Consider the following 19,165-nt stretch of genomic DNA (forward strand, 5'->3'; position numbering starts at 1 on the left):
AGAGGAATCCCCGGATGTATTCAGGCCCTATCATCGACAGCCACCATCATCTCTGGCACTGGCAGAAATACCCGTGGCTGGCCGCGCCGATGACCCCCAAGATGTACAAAGTCGACTACAGCGACCTGCGGCAGGACTATATGGTCGAGGACATGCTGGAAGATTTCGGCGAAAACAATGTCGTCAAATCGGTGCATGTGCAGGCCAATTACGATCCGGCCAAACCCGTCGAGGAGACGGCCTGGCTGCAGTCGGAGGCCAACCGAACGGGCTTTCCCCACGCCATCGTCGGCCACGCCATCATGACCGACCCGAATATCGAGGAAGTGCTGGCGGGGCATGCCGAATACGCCAACACCCGCGGCGTGCGTCATCAGCTCCATTTCTGGGAAGGCGATCCGCTGCGCTGCCGCACCGATCGGCCCGACCTGTGCCTGACCGATGCATTCCAGAGTTCGATAGCGCTGCTCAAGAACCACGGCATGACCTTCGAACTTCAGGGCTTCTCTCACCAATTCGTGCATTTCGCCGAACTGGTGCGAAATCACCCGGAGACAAACTTCTGTCTGGTGCATGGCGGGATGCTGACGTCCGACGACGACGCGACCGTCAATGCGTGGAAGGAAGGGCTGGAGTATCTCGTGCCCATGTCAAATGTCTGGATCAAATGTTCGGGCCTGAACTTCTTCACCGCCAAATGCGATGTCGACCATATGCGGATCATGCTGGATCACGTGCTTGATCGTTTCGGGGCGGATCGCTGCTTCTACGGCAGCAACTTCCCGCTGGAGAAGTTGTGGGCGAAGTACGACGATCTGGTGGGCGCCTGTAAGCAGATCCTGGCGCCGCGAAGCGAGGCCGAGCAACGCGCCTTCTTCCACGACACGGCGGCGGGTTTCTTCCGGATATAGGCCATCTTCTTTTCACCGTCATGCGCGGACTTGATCCGCGTATCTCTGGCATCGTCGGGAAAGATACCCGGGTCAAGCCCGGGTATGACGGTTGCGGTTCGGCTAACCCATCCACGCGCCGCCGTTCACGTCGAGCACCGCGCCTGTCGTAAAGGCCGCGCCCGGTGTGCAGAAATACCAGATGGCGTGCGCCAGTTCCTCCGGTGTGCCGAGGCGGCCGGCCGGGGTCGCCTTGCCACGCGCTTCAAGAACCTCCGCCGGGTGGCGCTCGACCCGCGGGGTCCGCACCAGTCCCGGCGCGATCGCGTTCACGGTGATGCCATGGGGCGTGAGTTCCGTCGCCAGGCGGCGGGTCAGGCCGATGATCCCGGCTTCGGTCGTGGCGTACTCAATGGCACCGCCACGCGCCGTGCGACCCGCGAGCGAGGAGATGTTGACGATCCGGCCATACTTGTTGGCCTTCATGGCCGGCGCCAGTTCCCGGGTGATCAGAAATTTTGCGATCACGTTCCAGTCGAAACTGTGATGCATCGCATCCAGGGTGATTTCCTCGAGCGGCGGGACGTTGATGAACCCGCCCGCCGTGTTCACGAGGATATCCGCGCGGCCCCACGTGTCGAGGATTGTCTTGGCGGCGGCCTTGACCTCGCCCTCGTCGGCGCATTCGGCCTTGACGAACATGGCCTCGCCGCCGGCATGGGTGATTCGCTTGACGACGGCATGGCCTTTCTCGCGGGTGCGGCCGATCACGGCGACTTTCGCCCCCTCGGCGCCGAACCGCACGGCGGCGGCTTCGCCCATGCCTGCGGTGCCGCCGGTGACGACGGCGACCTGGCCGGTGATGTCTGTCAGTTCGTTCATGTGACTGCCCCCGTCCGCGCTAGGCGGCGATCGCGATGGTACCAACGGAATTCATGATCAGCGGCGCGTCGGTCACGGCCTGGACCTCGGCGGCGGTGAGCCCCGGTGCGACCTCGTCGAGCACCAGGCCCGCGTCGGTCACGGAAATCACCGCCATATCCGTGAATATCCGCGTCACTACGCTGCCGGCTGTGAGGGGATAGGTTCGCTCGGCGACGATCTTCGCCGCGCCGTCGCGCGCCGTGTGGGTCATCATGGCGAACACCCGCTTGGAACCCGCCGCGATGTCCATGGCACCGCCGACGCTGCCCGAGGTCTGGTTGGGCAGGCGCCAGTTGCAGAGATCGCCGTTCGCGGCCACCTGAAACGCGCCGAGAACCGCGCAATCGAGCCGCCCGCCGCGGGCAATCGCAAAACTATCGGCATGGTGTGTGAAGGCGCCGCCGGGGACCATGGTCACCAACTCCTTGCCGGCGCTGATCAGGTCCTGGTCCGCTTCGCCCTCGGCAGGGGGCGGCCCCATGCCGATCAGGCCGTTCTCGGAATGGAACATCACGTCGCGATCGCCGGGAATGAAAGCGGGGATCATGGTCGGCATGCCGATGCCGAGATTGACCAGCCAGCCGTCTTCCATGTCCTGGGCCGCGCGGGCGGCGATTTGTAGTCGGGTCAGCAGGTTTGTCTGTTCGTCGCTCATGATGCGTTCCGCTCCTTGCCGATCTCGTACCAGCCGGTGACATAGTAGGTATCCACGAAAACCCCGGGTGTCACGATGACCTCCGGGTCGAGATCGTCGATTTCGACATCTTCCTGGACTTCGACGATGGTGTGGGCGGCGGCCATGGCCATGATCGGGTTAAAGTTCCGGCCGGTCTTGCGGTAGATCAGGTTGCCGCGTGGATCGACCCTGTAGGCCTTGATCAACGCGAAATCGCCAACCAGCGGCTTTTCCAGCACGTAATCCTTGCCGTCGACATTCATGGTTTGCTTGCCGTCGGCCAGGTCGGTGCCGACGCCGGTCGGGGTCAGGAATCCGCCGAGACCGGCACCCGCCGTGCGCATGCGTTCGGCCAAAGTGCCCTGGGGTACGATCTCGAGTTCGATCTTGCCGGCGTCGTATAGTTCCTTGAAAACAAAGGACTCCTTGGCCCAGGGGAAGCTGCAGATCAGCTTTGCCACACAGCCTTCCTCGAACAACCGCGCGATGCCGCTGTGGCCGGTGCCGGCGTTGTTGGTGACGATGGTGAGGTCGCGGCGATTGAGGTCGCAGACCCCGTCGATCAGGATTTCGGGCACGCCCGGTTGACCGAAGCCGCCGATGAGCAGGGTCGCGCCGTCGGGTACCCGGCTGACCGCATCTTCGAGGGTTTCGGCTTTCTTGTTTTTCATGGTTCCGACTAGGCAGGAGTGAAATACGGAGCAGGGCGACCGTCGGGGCCTTCCCGGAAGGTTACGGTGACCCGGTCACCCACGGCAACATTTGCATCTCCGGCGAGCCCGCCCATCATCCGGAAACCTTCGTCCAGATCGACGAGCAGGACGGTGTAGGGCGCGTTATCTGCGAAGGCCGGCGGGGCGCGATGCACGGTCGTGCAGGCATAAATGCTACCCGCACCCTTGGACACTGCCCAGGCCGGGTCGGGTGCGCCGCATGCCGGGCAGATGGCGCGAGGATAAAAGATCGACGCCTCGCACGCCCCGCATTTGCGATAGCGGAGCTCACCTTCGGCGGCGCCTGCCCAATAGGGATCGCCGTCTGGATCGATGGGTTGGGTCTCGTTGGCCATATCGCTACTCCACACCCAGAATACAGGTCGAGTTCGAAGACAGGACACCGCCCGTACCGCTGATCAATGCGATCACCGCGTCGGCGACCTGGCGTGCGTCGCATTCGCCACGCAGTTGGCGGACGGCCTCGATAATCAGGAAGATGCCGTATTGCCCCGGATGGCAGTAGGAAAGCCCGCCGCCGTTGGTGTTCAGCGGAAATTCGCCGCCGGGGCCAGTCCGGCCGTTCGCCAGGAACGCGCCACCTTCGCCCGGCTTGCAGAAGCCCAGGGATTCAAGCGTCAGCAGCACCGTAATGGTGAAGCTGTCGTAGATCTCGGTGACGTCAATCTGGTCATGGGTCACGCCGGCCATGGCGAAGGCGCGTTTGCCCGATTTCGCCGCCGGGGTGACCGTGAGGTCCGGCATTTCCGAAATCTGCGCGTGGGACAGGGATTCACCCTGGCCGAGCAGCCAGACCGGCGGTTTGTCGAGAGTTCTGGCGACGTCGGGGCTAACTACCACCACCGCACCGCCGCCGTCGGTAAACAGGCAGCAATCCAGGCGGTGCAGGGGGCTGGCGATCATCCCGGAATCCAGCACCTCGTCACGGGTCAGAGGATCGCGCCGGTAGGCCTTGGGATTAAGACCGGCCCAGGCACGGGTGGAGACGGCGAGATCGGCGAGCTGTTCGGATGTCGTGCCGTACTCGGCGAAGTGCCGCGAGGCTGCCAGCGCGTAGGCACCAACCGGTGTCGGCAGGCCGTAGGGGGCCTCATACTGGTATCCGAGGTCGTTGCGGATCTGGAAGATGTACTTGTCCTGTTTGGAGCGCTGGGTGCTGCCGTAGAGGATCACCGCGACCTTGCAGAGCCCCGCCTGGATCGCCGCGGCGGCATGGCCCAGGTGAAACTCGAAAGAGGCGCCGCCGACCGAGGTGCTGTCGGCATAGCTGGGTTGTACGCCCAAATACTCCGCGATCTGGAGCTGGGGCAGGCGGCCCCACGCGCCCGAGACCAGAATCCCGTCCACATCGGACTTTTCCAGCCCGGCGTCGGCCAGCGCCGCGGCGAAGGCCTCGGCCTGCAGCGTGAGAACGGTGGAATCCGGGACGACGCCGAGGCGGGATTCCGCAACCCCGGCGATGGCGCAGGCTTTCTTCAGGCTCAAATCAAATCCCCCATCGCCGCAGCATATGTTTATTGGTTTTTATGCGTATGCGCTTTGCGACGAATTATGTCCAAGTGCCCGCAGGAGTCCATGCTGATGGGCGCATGGCGAGCACCCGATGGGGTGTGTGGGTGAGTGGTATTAGGCGCCGGCCAGCTTCTGGATGAGCTGTTCTGCGAGCCAGTCGGTGTAAATCTCGGCCCCGGTCCGCAAGACATGCCCGGGATCGTGCCAGTGCTCTTCGGTCAGTTGTTCCGGCAGGTTTGAATCCGAATATTCGATGCATCGGATGGCGGGCGTTCGTTCGCAAATGGCGGCTTGATGGGCGCGCCGGAAGGCGTCGAGGATCGGCGGCGTGAAATACAACGCGTGCTTGATGCCGAGTTTCGGGAGAGCTGCGGCCTGTCGTTCGCGCCAGCGCAGGGTCGCGTCAAGGACATCGGCCTTGGCCACGAGCACCGGGAAATCCTTGCGGGATATGCTTGGGACTTTTTCCGCATCGAATCCGCGGCTCGGCGTATCGAATGGTTGATAAGCGTTTCGCACCCGAAGGGAATCACGGTGTTTGGCGTGGCCGGCGAACCCGATATTGAATATCCGGTAGAAAACGTGGCGGGCATAGGTTTGTAAATCGTGGATCTTGTGGCGCGCGGGGCGGTTCGACTCCATCAAATGTTCGAAGGCCAGCCAGGCATGATCACCATTCATGAAGCGAATCCCGCTGGCCTTGTTTTCCTTGTTTGCACCGAACTCAATCTTGGCTTCTGTCGAAACCTCAAACAGGACGGCAATCGGGATGCGGTCGGTCTCTCGAAGATATTCCTTGAGGAACGCATCATGTTCGAACGCGAAGAAGCCGCCGGCCGCGATAAACCGCACATCGTAGGGGAAGCCGGCCTTTTCCAGTGCCGCTTCGAGCCGATCATCATCGATGGCGTTGGCCGAGCGACTCGAACCGATAATCAGGACGTCGAGCCGTTTCTCCGATGGGTTCCGTCGGAGTTCCGCCGTAACTTCGTCAACATGTGTGGCGCGCACGAGGCCCAGTCCCCAGGCTGTCACGTCCGTGAGGCCTACAAAGACAATGAACCCGACGACGCTCCCCGCCAGGAGCTGAAAGGATTGCGCCTTTGTCGGTAGCCGCGTGCGCAATACCTGAATCGCCACAAGAGTGATGGCGCCGAACAGCAGAATGATCTCTATATTGTTCACGAACTGAATCTCTTTGCGGGTGTGCCTTTAGTCTACCCGATTACACCAATGGATGGATTACGGCGCTCGCGATGCTGTTTACCGATGCCAGATTCGCCGTTTTCTTCATATTCTGTTTTGCAGTCTATTGGCTGTTAGGCCGGACGGACCATCGCCACCATTTCCTGCTGGTGATGAGTTATCTGTTCTATGCCGCGTGGGATTATCGGTTCCTGACGCTGATTATCTATGCGACGGCCGTTGCCTATGTCGCAGCCAAGCTTCTCGCAAAGTCCGAGGGCGCTCAAAGACGACGCAAGATTCTGTTGATAGCCGTCGGTCTCGAGCTCGCAAGCCTGTTCTTCTTCAAGTATTTCGGGTTCGTATTTGAGAGCCTGTCGGCGGTTATAGGGGTTCTGTTTGAAGGCCCGGATTTGCCGATCCCGGACATTCTGCTGCCGGTGGGGATCAGCTTCTTCACATTCCAGGCGATCAGCTACATCGTCGATGTCGGGCGCGGCGACACGCGTATGTCGTCCAACCCGCTCGATGTCGCGCTCTACATTGCATTCTTCCCGCAACTGGTCGCGGGCCCGATCGTCCGGTCCACGGACTTCATGCCTCAGCTTGCCGAAACCAAAACCCTGAATTGGGACGGTTTCATTCATGGTGCGGCGGTCTTCCTGCTGGGCTTTTGCTACAAGGCCGCAATCGCCGACAATCTGGCGCTCGTGGTGGACCCGGTCTATGCGGACCCGGCGGAATGGTCACGGCTTTCGCTTTGGGTCGCGGCATTGGCTTTCCACAGCCAGATCTACTTCGATTTTGCAGGCTATTCCTGGATGGCGATCGGGGTGGCGCTGATGCTGGGGTTCGAGCTACCACGCAACTTCAACTATCCCTACATCGCCCGGAATATCCGCGACTTCTGGCAGCGCTGGCATATTTCGCTCTCCACATGGCTGCGCGATTATCTCTATATCCCCCTCGGTGGGAGCCGGCGTGGCGCATGGCGCTTCGTGTATGCCGCCATGGTCACCATGATCCTCGGCGGCATCTGGCACGGTGCCTCGTGGAATTTCGTCCTGTGGGGTGTCCTCCACGGGGTCGCAATCGTGGGCTTTCGTTTCCGGAAACACATCCCTCTGCTGAGCGGAATAGCGTGGGGCTCGCCTGTTACGCGTCTGGTTCTTGGGCTCGCGATCACGCAGTTATGGGTGTTCTTTCTCTGGATCCCGTTCCGCGCCGATACATTGGCGGATACGACCTTCTTCGTTTCCAAGATGTTCGGATTTGGCATATCGGACGGCGAGCGTGGCTATCCGGTCTGGATGCTCGTCGTGGTCCTGCTGCCGGTGCTGGTCGACACGATGGCCGGCGCGAAGGTCGAAAGGCTGCGCAAGTTGCAGCCGGGGGCACCCTTCGTCTACGGCATGATCGCGGGTGCGGCGTTTGCCTTGATGCTCGTGTTACTGCCGCTTGATAGTTCGCCGTTCATCTACTTTCGGTTCTAGGTATTTCCGTTCGGCACGGTGGTGCCTAATTGCCGAGAACCAGTTCCTTCACCACATGCGCGGTGAATCGCTTGGACCCCAGATGGTTGAGGTGCGACGCATCGTAGAAGTCCTCATCCGTCCAGGTGTCATCGAACGCGTAGGATTTGTAGGTAACGCCGACCCGGGCCGCGATGGCGGCCATCGTGTCGTCGAATTCGCGGATGGCACGCGCGTCGGGGGCGTCCGAGGATTTCGCCGATTCCATGTAGGTGGCCGCGTACGGGCCATGGACCACAATCAGGCGCCCGACACGGTCGCGCAGTTCGGCAAGTGACTGCTCGACCACATCTTTTCGCGGCCCATCAATGCGCCAGTTGGTGTACCAGCGGCCGTCCAGCCTCGGGACCGCCCGGTTGAACTTCCGTTCGACGGCCTTGTAGCGGTCCTCGGTTATGGGCTCGCCGCTCAAGTCGCGCAGCTTGTGTGGCCGTGGCCGACCGGCAGCCTGCAGGCGTATCTGGTCGGCGACATAGTCGAACAGCATCGAAGGGTTGTCGGGTAAAAACTCGATCAGAAGCCGAACCGGGTTTGTCTCGGCCATCATCGCGTATGTGTAATACCCCCCTTGTTTGAGGCCGTTGTTCAGCATGAATGGGGACATGCTGATAATCACAGTGGCGTCGGCAAAATGGTCGGGGTAGGCGAGGACGGTCTGTAGCACTTCGGGCGGATCGCCCGCACCGACACCTATATTACTGGCCTTGCCGACGGGCCAGCCGAGAATTTTCTCGGCCGTCGCCGGGTCGAACCCGCGCTCACTTCGGCTGTCGCCGGCGAAAATGAGTTCCGGATTATGTGCCAGACGGCCCGAGCGTTTGCCCGCATTCGGGTCGAAGAAGGCGTCTCCCAATATGCTCAGCAGCAGCACCATCACCGGAAGAAACGCGACCAGCGGAAGCAGGACGTAAAGGGCCACCCATCGTTGGAAGATCGTAAGGCGCATCTAGAACTCGAAGTAGAGAAATTCAGTGGGTTCGGCGATCGCGAAAATCCCCAGTACCAGCGTGGCGACAAATGCCAAGCCCCACACTAGACTGGGCCGCCACCGCAGCGCGAGAAGCGCGGGTCCCGTTGCGTATCGATTGAAGTTTAGCGCGGGTCGGTATTTCGACATCAATTCTTGCGTGTTCGGCAGACCCAGCGCGATGACGGCGGCCACCCCCAGATAACCGGCCTGTTCCCAGCCGAAGGTAAGTCCGTCCGTCGCGAGCGATGTGGCGGTGTCGACAGCGATCATCGCCGTGACAATCGTAAATGCGCCATCGGTGGTATCGGCGCGGAAAAACACCCAGGCGAAGATCACCGCCAGGAAGCTCAAAGCCCAGCAGGCAAGTCGGCCATATGCCGTCTCCACCGACCGACCGCCACGCAGTTTCCGCCACGCGTGATTGACGATGAGAAAAATGCCGTGCAGGCCGCCCCAAAGAATGAATCCCCAGCCCGCCCCGTGCCAGAGACCGCCGAGCAACATCGTGATGAGCAGGTTGATGTAGCGTCGCGCCGGCCCACGCCGATTCCCGCCGAGCGGAAAATAGAGATAGTCCCGCAGAAATCGCGACAGGGTTATGTGCCAGGTCCGCCAGAATTCGATGATGCTGGTGGCTTTGTAGGGAGACGCGAAATTCAGGGGCAGGCGGACGCCGAACAAGCGGGCAAGTCCGATGGCCATGTCCGAATAACCGGAAAAATCGAAATAGAGCTGAAAAGTGAATGACAACGCGCCGGCCCATGCGGCGAGGAAGGAGATCGGCGCACCCGCATCCGCTGCGGCGAAAACGGGGCCCCCGAAGGAGCCCAGAGGGTCCGCGATAAGCACCTTCTTGCTCAGCCCGATCACAAAGATCGTGGCCCCGATGGCAATGTTCGCCGCGCGCGGTCCGGCCAGCCGCTTGAGTTGGCCCAGCATTTCGCTGTGGTGCACGATGGGGCCGGCGATCAGCTGCGGGAAAAAGGCAACGAACAGCGCATATTCAATGAACCGGTGAGGCTGGACCTGGCCGCGGCGGCTGTCCACGAGATAGGCGATCTGCTGAAACGTGAAAAACGAGATCGCGATCGGCAGTACGATCCGGGTCCATTCAAACGCCGATCCCGTGACCTGCGAGACGTTCTCCAGAAAGAAATTTGCGTATTTGAAATAGGCGATGGTGGCGAGGTTGCCGGCGATTCCAAGGAGCAGCAGTCGGCCGCCGACGCGGGTCGATCCGGCGGCGCGGATGCGCTGCGCCAGGACATAGTTGATGACGATCGATCCGATCAAAAGGATCAGGAAATTCGCGTTCCAATGGGCATAGAAGACGAAGGATGACAGCAGCAGCCACACCAGCAACGCATCGCGCCGCGCAATTCGCGACAGCAACACTGCGCCAGCCAGCACAATCGGCAGGAACACAAAGATGAATAGGTAGGAGTTGAACAGCATCGTTTTGTGTCTACCGCGTGTGCCGGTGTATCGTCATCGTCAATCACCCGCACCTTGCGGAGTACACCCGATTCCAGCGGATGAAATGCCATCATGGCTTGCTGTTCAGGGATTTTCACCTAGTTTACAGAAATACAGATAAAGGGAATTGCACAATGGCGATGCTGGTCGACGGTCAATGGGTTGAAGAGAACGAAACCAAAAACAAGACCGACAAGAGCGGCGCCTTCAAACGCACCGATTCCTCGTTCCGCAACTGGGTAACCGCCGACGGTGCGCCGGGACCGAGCGGCGAGGGCGGCTACGTACCGGAACGCGGTCGCTACCATCTCTACATTGCGATGAACTGTCCCTGGGCGCATCGCACCCTTCTGACGCGTACGTTCAAGGGCCTGGAAGACGTCATCACCCTCGACAAGACCGTCCCGCGCCGAAATGACCAGGGCTGGTACTTCGACGACGACCATGTCGATAACGTGCTCGGCATGTCGGCGCTGCATCAGGTCTATACGGCATCCGACCCGCAGGCCACGACCCGTGTCACGGTCCCGGTGTTGTGGGATCGGGAGAGCGAAAGCATCGTCAGCAATGAATCCGCTGAAATCATCCGGATGTTCAATGGTGCATTCGATGCATTCTCGAACAATGAACGCGACCTGTATCCCGACGCGTTGGCCGACCAGATCGAAGAATGGAACGAGCTGATTTATCAGACGATCAACAATGGCGTATATCGCGCCGGTTTTTCGATCGCCCAGGATGCCTACGAGGGCGCGGTTCGCGATGTTTTCGCGACCATGGACAAGCTCGATGCCCATTTGGCCCATAACCGTTACCTGTGCGGAGATCAGTTTACGGAGGCCGATGTCCGTCTGTTCCCGACGATGATCCGGTTCGACGTTGCCTATTACGGTGCGTTCAAGTGCAATTTGCGGCGCCTGATCGACTATCCGAACCTCTGGGCCTACACGCGCGAGATCTACCAGATGCCGGGGATCGCCGACACGGTCGACCTCGACGTCTACAAACGCGGTTATTACTCGAAGAGCCCGCAGCGCAACCCGAGCGGCGTCGTTCCGCTGGGCCCGGCAATCGACCCGTGCGTGCCGCACGGGCGGGGGTAGAGTCGCGCCGGCGCCGTCAATCATGCGCGGCAATGGAGCGTTGCTGGGGTGAACGGATCCATCGAGAATTTACCGCTGTTGATCCTTTTGATCGGCGCGACCGTGGTCGCGGCGATGATTCTGCGTGGTGTTTGCCGCCGGATCGGTGTGCCGGCGCTGGTCGCCTATATGCTGCTCGGCGTGGCGGTCCGGTTCCTGGATGTGAATGGCGATCTGCTGTCTGGCGAGGTGATCGCCGTCTACGAATTTCTTGGGGGCATCGGAGTCGTCACGTTGTTGTTTCGCGTGGGTCTGGAAGCGGATGCGCGCGACATGCTGCAGCAGTTTCGCCGGGCCGCCTGGGTCTGGATCGGGAATGTCGCCGCCAGCGGGCTGGCGGGGTTTGCCACGGCCTACTATCTGCTCGGGATTCCGCTAATTCCCAGTCTTTTTGCCGGCGTCGCCCTTACGGCCACCAGCCTCGGTATTTGCCTGGGTGTCTGGCGTGAGGCCGGACGCCTGCACACACCGTCGGGCGCATTGCTGACAGATGTCGCCGAGCTGGATGACGTCTCCGGTGTTGTCCTGATGATCCTGTTGATCTCGATCGCGCCGATCCTTTTTTTGGGGAACGGCGACGTCGTTGGTGCACTAGGTCAGGCGGGGTTCGGTGTGCTGGTCAAGATCGCCGGTTTCGCGGCGGTCTGTATCATTTTCGCCTACTATCTGGAGCGGCCGCTTACCGCCTTTTTCGAGCGCCTCGAGCCAAGCCCGAGCCCGATGCTCCCGATTGCGGGTATGGTGCTTGTCATTGCTGCCGTGGCGGGGTGGCTCGGGTTTTCGTTGGCCGTCGGGGCGCTGTTTGCCGGGCTGATCTTCAGCCGCGAGAAGGCCGCGCCACAGGTCGATGAGGCCTTCTCGCCGCTCTATGATTTCTTCTCGCCCTTCTTCTTCGTAAGCATCGGCCTCTTGTTCGAGCCCGGCCTTTTGATCGCCGGGCTGGCAATCGGCGCGCCGCTCCTCGTGGCGGGGGTCTTCGGCAAGGTTGCGGGAACCGTCATACCGGCGCTGTCGATGACGAGCCTGATGGGCGGGCTCATTCTCGGGGTGAGCATGGTGCCGCGCGCAGAAATCGCGTTGGTTATCGCCTTCGAAGGACGCCGATTGGGAGACTGGGCGATGCCGCCCGAATTGTTTGCGGGGATAGTGTTGGTCAGCCTGACGACATCGCTGGTCACGCCGATCGTCGTTGCCCGTCTGCTGTCGGGCTGGACGCCCCGCTTGAAGGGGGAATCCGCGCCCGGGGAGCCGCCGACTCCCTAGACGGGTCTAACCGATCGCACCGCAGGCATGCGTGATGCCCGTGCTGATATTCTGGATCAGCGCATAGGACTCGCGCAGCGGCTTGAAGATCGTGATGTGCTCGTCGATATAGCCTTCGCGGCTAAGCTGCGCGTAGGAGGATGGTTCCCCGTAGTCCTCTGCCGGTCGCTGCGTTGTGGGAATCGGAAAGGCGCGTTCGAGAATGACAAGCGCGTCCGGAATTCCGAGTTGCAGCAATTCGGCAACGATATCGTCGATCGTGACATTCGGTTCCCGGCTGAACCGCGGTACGCGGGTAACAAGACGGAACATGTGACCGATCAACGCCACGCGGATGGCGTGCAACAGATCCAGTGTCGCGTCGGAGTCCGGGGTTGTCGTGTTCGCCGCCCTGTCGCCCAGACCGAGTTCATCGAAGGCCGTCCGGCGCGCAATGCTGTCTTGCAGGAAAAGGCGGAGCATCCGGTTCAGCCGTTCGTGGCGCCGGTTGCGCTGGAGTGTCCCCGCCAGACTTTCCATCGGTTCGCGAAGGCTCGGGTCGCCGCTGGCCTGCGCGCGCAACAGCCATGCCACGGGGTCGAAGAGGCCGACATAGGCACGGAAGGCGTCGAGCGAACCATAGCTGTCGGCCCGGTGGGCGAGGTCCACGAGGCTCCGCAGACGAGATGACTGCTCGTAAACTGCGTGAAACCGTTCCGGATCGATATTGATCGCGCCCCCGAGGCCGCCGACGGAATTTGCGAGATAGCCGAGCTGCTGCAGGATTCCATTGTTGGGGATGGCCCGGATCTGCGAGGGATGTGCGGAATCGGCGGGCCGCTGGCCTTCATGGGCGCGTTTCGTCGGGCGGGATCCGGAGGTGGGGAGCAGATTGGTCGCGAAGGTGCCGAGGAGAGCGGCGTAGTCCGGATCCTCGACCAAACGGTCGTGGAAATTCTTCACCGCGAGGAAAAACTCGAGCGAAAAGTCTGTATCCGCATAGAAACGGTCTTCGGTCGCTTTTGCTGGCCCTCCGGTATCGAACCGCTGTTCAACCAGGCGGCTGAGTGTCGCGAAGGCGATATCCGGATTTACGAAGAAGACATATCCATCGCCGCCCTGAAAACTGAGTTCCTGCTTGGAGTTGAGGCCGGCGTTGGCGAAAACGGACCGGCTGAATGGGGTGTCGACATAGTCGAGGCGGTCGGCGAACGAGGCCGGGTGGGCGCCGCGACCGACGGACTCGCCATGGGTGTCGAAGATGACGACCTCGATATCCGTTAATCCGGCATGGGCGAGCGCGTCCGCGAGCTTGATGCGGAACCTTTCGATGGCCAGCGAGGCCGCGATCTGCCCCATGAAGCGGCCTGCGTCGGAGAATCCGGTCTGTACGCACAGGCGTTTTCGAGACTGGATATAGGTCCGATAATGTTTGTTCTCGACGAGCTCGGCGATCATGTCGTGACCGTGTTCGAGCGCGTGAGGTGTTTCAAACAGGGGGGAGATGTCGAGCCTGTCTTCGATGCCAAACAGGCGCGCGAAGTACAGCGCCGTAAGGACTTCGAACGGTGATTCACATTCGGCGATGAGCAACCGGATGGGGGTCTCGGAATCGATATGCTTGAGGATCTGCGAGGCGATCATGAACAGTCGCCGCGCCGACGCGGATTCCGAAACGACATCGCCGAAGTTGCTGGTGACGGGCGTTGTATCGGCGATCAGTTCGTTAAGTGCGCGCATGTGTGAGCGCCGCGTGGCCGAGACATTCGGTGAATGTTCGAGACCCACATCCCGCCGGATCGCGTTGACCAGCTGGGATGCGTTCAGGCGGAGATGTACGTGTGCGGCGCCGAGACCGCTGGTGGCAACGAGCGCGCGCAGAATGGCGACCGAACCGGACAATGCGTCGGGTGCGATGACCACGGCGCGGTCGAGGGGTGTGAGTAGAGATACCGCGCTCGTCTGGCGTGTTTCGCTCCGCGACGCGATATGGCGGTTGAAGCGCTGGACCGCGTCGCCGTCCATTGCATCCGCGTTGAGGATATCCAGATCGGCGATGATCAGATCGTGCAGTCCGCCAAGGCGTGCTGCCACCAGTTCGATCTGGGCGCGGAATTCGTCACCCGGATCGGCGGAATTCGAGATTTCGTGATTGATGGCGTTGGTCCGGTCGATCAGGAAATCCACCTGGTCGAGCTCGCTTCGAAGACGCGCGGACATGGTATCGGACCACCCGATGTCGGCGCGACCATCGAGGTCATAGCCTACCCAACTGGCGAGGGTCGCGATCTCGGGCACGAGTTCGCGCCATTCGTCGGGATAGGCTGTGCGGGCCACGTCGAGAATAATGGCGTGAATCCGGCCGCGGGCGTGACGGGCGTTCGCGATCGCTCGCGCGGCGAAATCTTCTTCGAGGCGCAAGTCGATGGGTTCGGGCGGGCCGAACAATCCGCCGTCGGACAGTTGCTGGACCGTGTGCTCTTGCGTGTCCCGGTTGCCGGCGAGATCGGCCAGCGCGGACATGGCCTCGCGCGACATGGAAAATGTCGGATGTGCGGTAAAGACGATGCCGAACGTGGCGCGCTCGACACGTTTTCTGAATTCGTCGAACGGGACGGTGCGACCCTCACGATCCCGGACCATCGCCTCGAACAGGGTGTGCAGGCGCGAAGTGTTTTCTTCCGGCTGTATCTCGCCGAGATAGTCACCCAGGCGATCGGCGCGAATTTGAAACGCATCGCGGGTCAGGCTATCGATCGCGGCTCCGATTTCCGAGAGCGTGATGTCGCCGCGGTCCAGCATCCGGGTGATTTCGTCGGAGATTGTCTGAACATGGTTTGCGAGAGGCTCGTCCTTTGCCGCGTGACGGTACGCTCCATAGAGGATGGAGAGTTGGGCGGAGAGATCCTGTGTCGAATGGCCGTCGTTCATCCGGCGGCCGCCGCCAGACGGTCGAGGCCGGCTTCCAGATCCGCAATCAGATCGTCGGGGTGTTCGAGGCCCACATGCAGCCGGAGCAAGGTCCCGGTCGATTCCCATTCGGTTGCAGTCCGGATCGGTTTCGAGGGGAGGATCAGTGACTCATAGCCACCCCAACTGGCGCCCATCGCGAAGAGTTCCATGCCGTCGAGCATGGCCGCCAGTGCCGCATCGTCGTGATGCTTGTCGAGGGTCAGGCCGAACAGGCCACATGCGCCCTCGAAATCCCGCTTCCAGAGTTCGTGGCCAGGGTCGTCGGGCAGGGCCGGGAACAGCACGCGGGTAACTTCCGGACGCGTTTGGAGCCAGTTGGCAACCTTGAGTGCACTCTCTTCATGCTGGCGCAGGCGCACCGCCATGGTGCGCAGGCCGCGCAGCCCGAGATAGCAATCGTCCGGCGCGGCGTGCTGACCCCAGTAGCGGAAGTTCATCAAGATTTTTTCGTAATGTTCCGCCGTCGTGACGATGATGCCGAGCATCGCGTCGGAATGGCCGACGATGTATTTGGTCGCGGCATGCACGGAGACATCGACGCCTTTCTCGAACGAGCGGAAGTTCAGCGGGGTGCCCCAGGTGTTGTCGTTGATGACGACCGCACCGCGTGCATGGGCGGCGGCGGAAATCGCCGGAATATCCTGGACCTCGAATGTCTGGGAGCCGGGGGCTTCGGTCAGCACGACCTTGGTGTTGTCCTGCAACAGGTCGGCGATGCCGGCACCGATGAGTGGATCGTAGTAGGTGGTCTCGACGCCAAATTTCGCCAGGATGTTGTTGCAAAAATTGCGGGTCGGGAAATACGCGCTGTCCGAGACAAGTACATGATCGCCCGCTTCGACAAATGCGGAGATCGCCGTGGTGATGGACGCGAGCCCGGAAGACACGGCAATCGCATGATCGCCACCCTCGACAAGTGCCACGGCCTGCTCGAGCGACTTCTGGGTCGGTGTGCCCATGCGCCCATAGGTGATGTGCTTGGTGAAATCGCGCGCACGCCACTCGGCCAGGGTCGGGCTGGTTACCGTGGAGGCGTGATAGACCGGCGGATTGACGATCCCGTAATTGTTCTCCGGGTCGCGCCCGCCGCTGGCAAGCAGCGTCTCCAGGTGAACATTGTCCTTCTTGGTCATGCGGAGCCCTTTTCCTTTACGGTGTCTTCATTGCTGCCCCATTCGGTCCAGGACCCGTCGTAGAGGGCCCAATTATCCCGGCCGATCAGATGCATGCCGAGGCCCAGGATGCAGGCGGTGACGCCGGACCCGCAGGTCGTCGCCACGGTGCGAGAGCCATCGACGCCAGCCCGGTCGAACGCGGCGCGCAGTGTGTCGGCATCGCGGAAGGTGCCGGCTTCAGCGTCGATAATTTCGGCGTAGGGCAGGTTGGTCGAACCCGGGATGTGGCCGGGTTCGACACCGGGCCGCGCCTCGGGCTGGCTTCCGTCGAACCGATTGGCGGCGCGGGCATCCAGCACGAGGTCTGTTTTGCTGTTGAGATTGGCTTGAATTTGTTCGATCGAGCGAAGGTTCGTTGCATCCAGTTCCGCATTGAAGCTGGCGGTGGCAAATGTCGGAATATCCGTCGTGACGGGGCGCCCATCGGCCTGCCAATTGCGGAATCCACCGGCCATCACGGCGACGTTCTCATGTCCGAAGACCCGGAACATCCACCACACACGCGGCGCACTAAACAGCCCGTCGGCATCGTAGATGATCACCCGCGTATCATTGGAAATGCCCATGGCTCCGACAGCCGCCGCAAAGTCCGCCGCGCTCGGAAACATATGAGGGGAAGGAGTCGGGTTGGGGTCGCATATCGTATCGATGTCGAAATGGAGGGTGCCCGGGATGTGCGCCTCGCGATACTCGGCCTTGCCGTCGCGGCCTGTCGCGGCGAGGTGATAGGAGCCGTCGAGAATTCGCACATTCGGGTCATCCATATGATCGGCGACCCAGGCCGTGTCGACCAATGAATCTGCATTTACATATGTCATAAGAAACTCTCCTTATGTCGCTCTGTTACGAGTCATTCAGTGCGATCGCAACGCGCCGGTTCTGGCGACCCTTGCTTTCGATTTTGGTGACCGTGACGGCACCGATCTCGGACGTGTTCGCGACATGGGTGCCACCGCAGGGTTGCAGGTCCTGGCCCGCAATACGGATCAATCGGACCCGACCCGCGCCGGTCGGTGGCTTGACGCTCATGGTCTTTACCAGATCGGGCTGGGCGGCGAGTTCATCGTCGCTGATCCAGTCCTGCTCAACGCCATGGTTGCCGGCGATCAGTTCATTCAGTTTTGCGGTAATTTCGGCCTTGTCGAGATTGCTCTCCGGAATTGCGAAATCGAGCCGGCCCTTGCCGTCATTCACCTGTCCGCCTGTGACCGGGTATTCGATGACGGCCGACAGCAGGTGCAGGCAAGTGTGCACCCGCATCATGCGATGACGCCGTTCCCAATCAATTTTCGCCGAGACGTGGGTACCCGGTTCCGGCGAGACCTGTCCTTCTGCGGGAACATGCACGATCGCATCCGGGCCGCCGTCCTCGTCGCGGCCTTTCACCGTGGTCGCAATTTTGACGCTCGCACCATTGGCAAGTTTCAAAACCCCGGAATCTCCAGGCTGGCCGCCGCCGGTCGGATAGAACACCGTTCTGTCGAGAATAATGCCGCCCAAATCATTCACGGCGACAATGGTGGCCTCGCATTCTTTGGTGTAGGCGTCGTCACGGAAGACCGTGCCCGTCGCGGTGGTGCTCACTTGTCCAGCCATTCCGGGAACGGCAGACCCTTTTCCTTGAGAAACGCCACGTTGAAGATTTTCGAAGCATAGCGATGGGCACCGTCGCACAGGATGGTGACAATGGTATGGCCGGGTCCGAGTTCCTTGGCCAGGCGGATCGCACCGGCGACATTGATGCCGCTCGAGGTGCCGACGCTAAGCCCTTCCTCGCGGATCAGGTTGTACATGACCGGCAGCGCTTCCTCGTCGGGGACCTGGAACGGGAAATCGACCGGCGCGCCTTCGAGATTGGCGGTAATCCGGCCCTGACCGATACCCTCGGTAATCGATGAACCCTCGGATTTCAGCTCACCATTTGCATAGAAGTTGTAGATCGCGGCCCCCATCGGGTCGGCAAGGCCGATCTTGACGTCTGCATTGCGGCTTTTCAGGTACATCCCGACGCCGGCAAGGGTGCCGCCGGTCCCCACCGCGCAGATGAAGCCGTCGAGCTTGCCTTCGGTCTGGTCCCAGATTTCGGGGCCCGTGGTGTCGAAATGGCCCTGTCGGTTCGCGACATTGTCGAACTGGTTGGCCCAGATCGCGCCGTTTTCTTCCTTGGCGGCGAGCTCGTCGGCCAGGCGTCCCGACTGCTTGATGTAGTTGTTGGGATCCTTGTACGGGACGGCAGGCACCTCGATGAGCTCGGCGCCGGCCTGGCGAAGCGCATCCTTCTTTTCCTGGGTCTGGGTCTCGGGAATGACGATCACTGTCCGGTAGCCGCGGGCGTTGGCGACATGTGCCAGCCCGATGCCGGTGTTGCCGGCCGTTCCTTCGACGATAACACCGCCCGGTTTCAGCAGACCCTTTGCCTCGGCATCCTTCACAATCGCGAGCGCGGCGCGGTCCTTGACGGAGCCAGCGGGGTTCAGAAATTCGGCCTTTCCCAGGATGGTGCAGCCGGTCTCTTCCGAGGCCCGACGCAACTTGATCAGCGGCGTATTGCCGACCGCTTCTATGAAACCGTCGCGAACGTTCATTTCACTGCCTTTTGTGTGTGATTCCAGGGAAAGTACGCTTGGCGGGAATGTAGCTGCCGGCCCTTGACCCTGCAAGCGCCCGGGCGAGAGATTGGCCGGATGTCCGACCAACATGCGGGCTTGATTGTTGGCGCGTGCGGGCGAATAAC

At 61.3% G+C, this 19,165-nt stretch carries 17 protein-coding genes; 4 read left to right on the plus strand and 13 right to left on the minus strand.

Annotated features, from left to right (window positions below; translation table 11 throughout):
- The first annotated feature begins 14 nt into the window (after positions 1-14).
- A complete protein-coding gene (locus ABJ363_15910; protein ID MEP4380475.1) occupies positions 15-911 on the plus strand; it encodes an amidohydrolase family protein in 897 nt (298 codons plus the stop codon).
- 102 nt (positions 912-1,013) lie between these two features.
- Here ABJ363_15910 and ABJ363_15915 read toward each other — a convergent pair whose 3' ends face one another.
- The 6 genes from ABJ363_15915 to ABJ363_15940 all read right to left on the minus strand — a co-directional run bounded on the left by ABJ363_15915 (position 1,014) and on the right by ABJ363_15940 (position 5,921).
- Positions 1,014-1,772 carry an SDR family NAD(P)-dependent oxidoreductase gene (locus tag ABJ363_15915; protein ID MEP4380476.1) on the minus strand — a complete coding sequence of 253 codons (759 nt, stop codon included), beginning with the start codon at positions 1,770-1,772 and terminating at the stop codon, positions 1,014-1,016.
- Positions 1,773-1,791: 19 nt separating this feature from the next.
- A complete protein-coding gene (locus tag ABJ363_15920; protein ID MEP4380477.1) occupies positions 1,792-2,469 on the minus strand; it encodes a 3-oxoacid CoA-transferase subunit B in 678 nt (225 codons plus the stop codon).
- Complete coding sequence (locus ABJ363_15925; GenBank protein MEP4380478.1) at positions 2,466-3,161, minus strand: 3-oxoacid CoA-transferase subunit A; 696 nt, start codon at positions 3,159-3,161, stop codon at positions 2,466-2,468. The genes ABJ363_15920 and ABJ363_15925 overlap by 4 nt, the downstream gene beginning before the upstream one ends.
- A gap of 8 nt (positions 3,162-3,169) precedes the next feature.
- On the minus strand, positions 3,170-3,559 hold the full coding sequence (locus ABJ363_15930) for a Zn-ribbon domain-containing OB-fold protein (protein MEP4380479.1): 390 nt from the start codon (positions 3,557-3,559) through the stop codon (positions 3,170-3,172).
- 4 nt (positions 3,560-3,563) lie between these two features.
- Positions 3,564-4,709, minus strand: a complete 1,146-nt coding sequence (locus tag ABJ363_15935; GenBank protein ID MEP4380480.1) for an acetyl-CoA acetyltransferase — start codon at positions 4,707-4,709, stop codon at positions 3,564-3,566.
- A 141-nt stretch (positions 4,710-4,850) separates the two neighbouring features.
- Complete coding sequence (locus tag ABJ363_15940; GenBank protein MEP4380481.1) at positions 4,851-5,921, minus strand: hypothetical protein; 1,071 nt, start codon at positions 5,919-5,921, stop codon at positions 4,851-4,853.
- 71 nt (positions 5,922-5,992) lie between these two features.
- Between ABJ363_15940 and ABJ363_15945 the strand changes: the two genes are divergently transcribed.
- Positions 5,993-7,414, plus strand: a complete 1,422-nt coding sequence (locus ABJ363_15945) for an MBOAT family O-acyltransferase (protein MEP4380482.1) — start codon at positions 5,993-5,995, stop codon at positions 7,412-7,414.
- Positions 7,415-7,439: 25 nt separating this feature from the next.
- Here ABJ363_15945 and ABJ363_15950 read toward each other — a convergent pair whose 3' ends face one another.
- Both ABJ363_15950 and ABJ363_15955 read right to left on the minus strand, forming a co-directional pair.
- The gene (locus tag ABJ363_15950) at positions 7,440-8,399 is read right to left on the minus strand and encodes a hypothetical protein (GenBank protein MEP4380483.1); all 960 of its coding nucleotides are present in this window, start codon (positions 8,397-8,399) and stop codon (positions 7,440-7,442) included.
- Positions 8,400-9,878 (minus strand): MBOAT family protein, encoded by a 1,479-nt coding sequence (locus ABJ363_15955; protein MEP4380484.1) that lies wholly within the window; start codon positions 9,876-9,878, stop codon positions 8,400-8,402.
- Between the two features lie 155 nt (positions 9,879-10,033).
- Between ABJ363_15955 and ABJ363_15960 the strand changes: the two genes are divergently transcribed.
- Complete coding sequence (locus ABJ363_15960) at positions 10,034-11,002, plus strand: glutathione S-transferase family protein (GenBank protein MEP4380485.1); 969 nt, start codon at positions 10,034-10,036, stop codon at positions 11,000-11,002.
- A 48-nt stretch (positions 11,003-11,050) separates the two neighbouring features.
- Positions 11,051-12,304, plus strand: coding sequence for a cation:proton antiporter (locus ABJ363_15965; protein MEP4380486.1), 1,254 nt, complete (start codon positions 11,051-11,053; stop codon positions 12,302-12,304).
- 6 nt (positions 12,305-12,310) lie between these two features.
- Here the strand turns inward: ABJ363_15965 and ABJ363_15970 are convergent, their stop codons facing one another.
- From ABJ363_15970 to ABJ363_15990, 5 genes are read right to left on the minus strand one after another with little or no spacing between them, the layout of a single operon-like run.
- Positions 12,311-15,214 (minus strand): phosphoenolpyruvate carboxylase, encoded by a 2,904-nt coding sequence (locus ABJ363_15970; protein ID MEP4380487.1) that lies wholly within the window; start codon positions 15,212-15,214, stop codon positions 12,311-12,313.
- Positions 15,211-16,389 carry a cystathionine beta-lyase gene (gene metC / locus ABJ363_15975; protein ID MEP4380488.1) on the minus strand — a complete coding sequence of 393 codons (1,179 nt, stop codon included), beginning with the start codon at positions 16,387-16,389 and terminating at the stop codon, positions 15,211-15,213. Before metC ends, ABJ363_15970 begins: the two co-directional genes overlap by 4 nt.
- Positions 16,386-17,249, minus strand: coding sequence for a 3-mercaptopyruvate sulfurtransferase (gene sseA, locus ABJ363_15980; GenBank protein ID MEP4380489.1), 864 nt, complete (start codon positions 17,247-17,249; stop codon positions 16,386-16,388). Before sseA ends, metC begins: the two co-directional genes overlap by 4 nt.
- Before the next feature lie 25 nt (positions 17,250-17,274).
- Positions 17,275-18,015 carry an alanyl-tRNA editing protein gene (locus tag ABJ363_15985; protein MEP4380490.1) on the minus strand — a complete coding sequence of 247 codons (741 nt, stop codon included), beginning with the start codon at positions 18,013-18,015 and terminating at the stop codon, positions 17,275-17,277.
- Complete coding sequence (locus ABJ363_15990; protein MEP4380491.1) at positions 18,012-19,016, minus strand: cysteine synthase A; 1,005 nt, start codon at positions 19,014-19,016, stop codon at positions 18,012-18,014. Before ABJ363_15990 ends, ABJ363_15985 begins: the two co-directional genes overlap by 4 nt.
- Positions 19,017-19,165 lie beyond the last annotated feature (149 nt).

The sequence above is a fragment of the Alphaproteobacteria bacterium genome, assembly GCA_039980135.1.
Lineage (GTDB): Bacteria > Pseudomonadota > Alphaproteobacteria > UBA6615 > UBA6615 > UBA8079.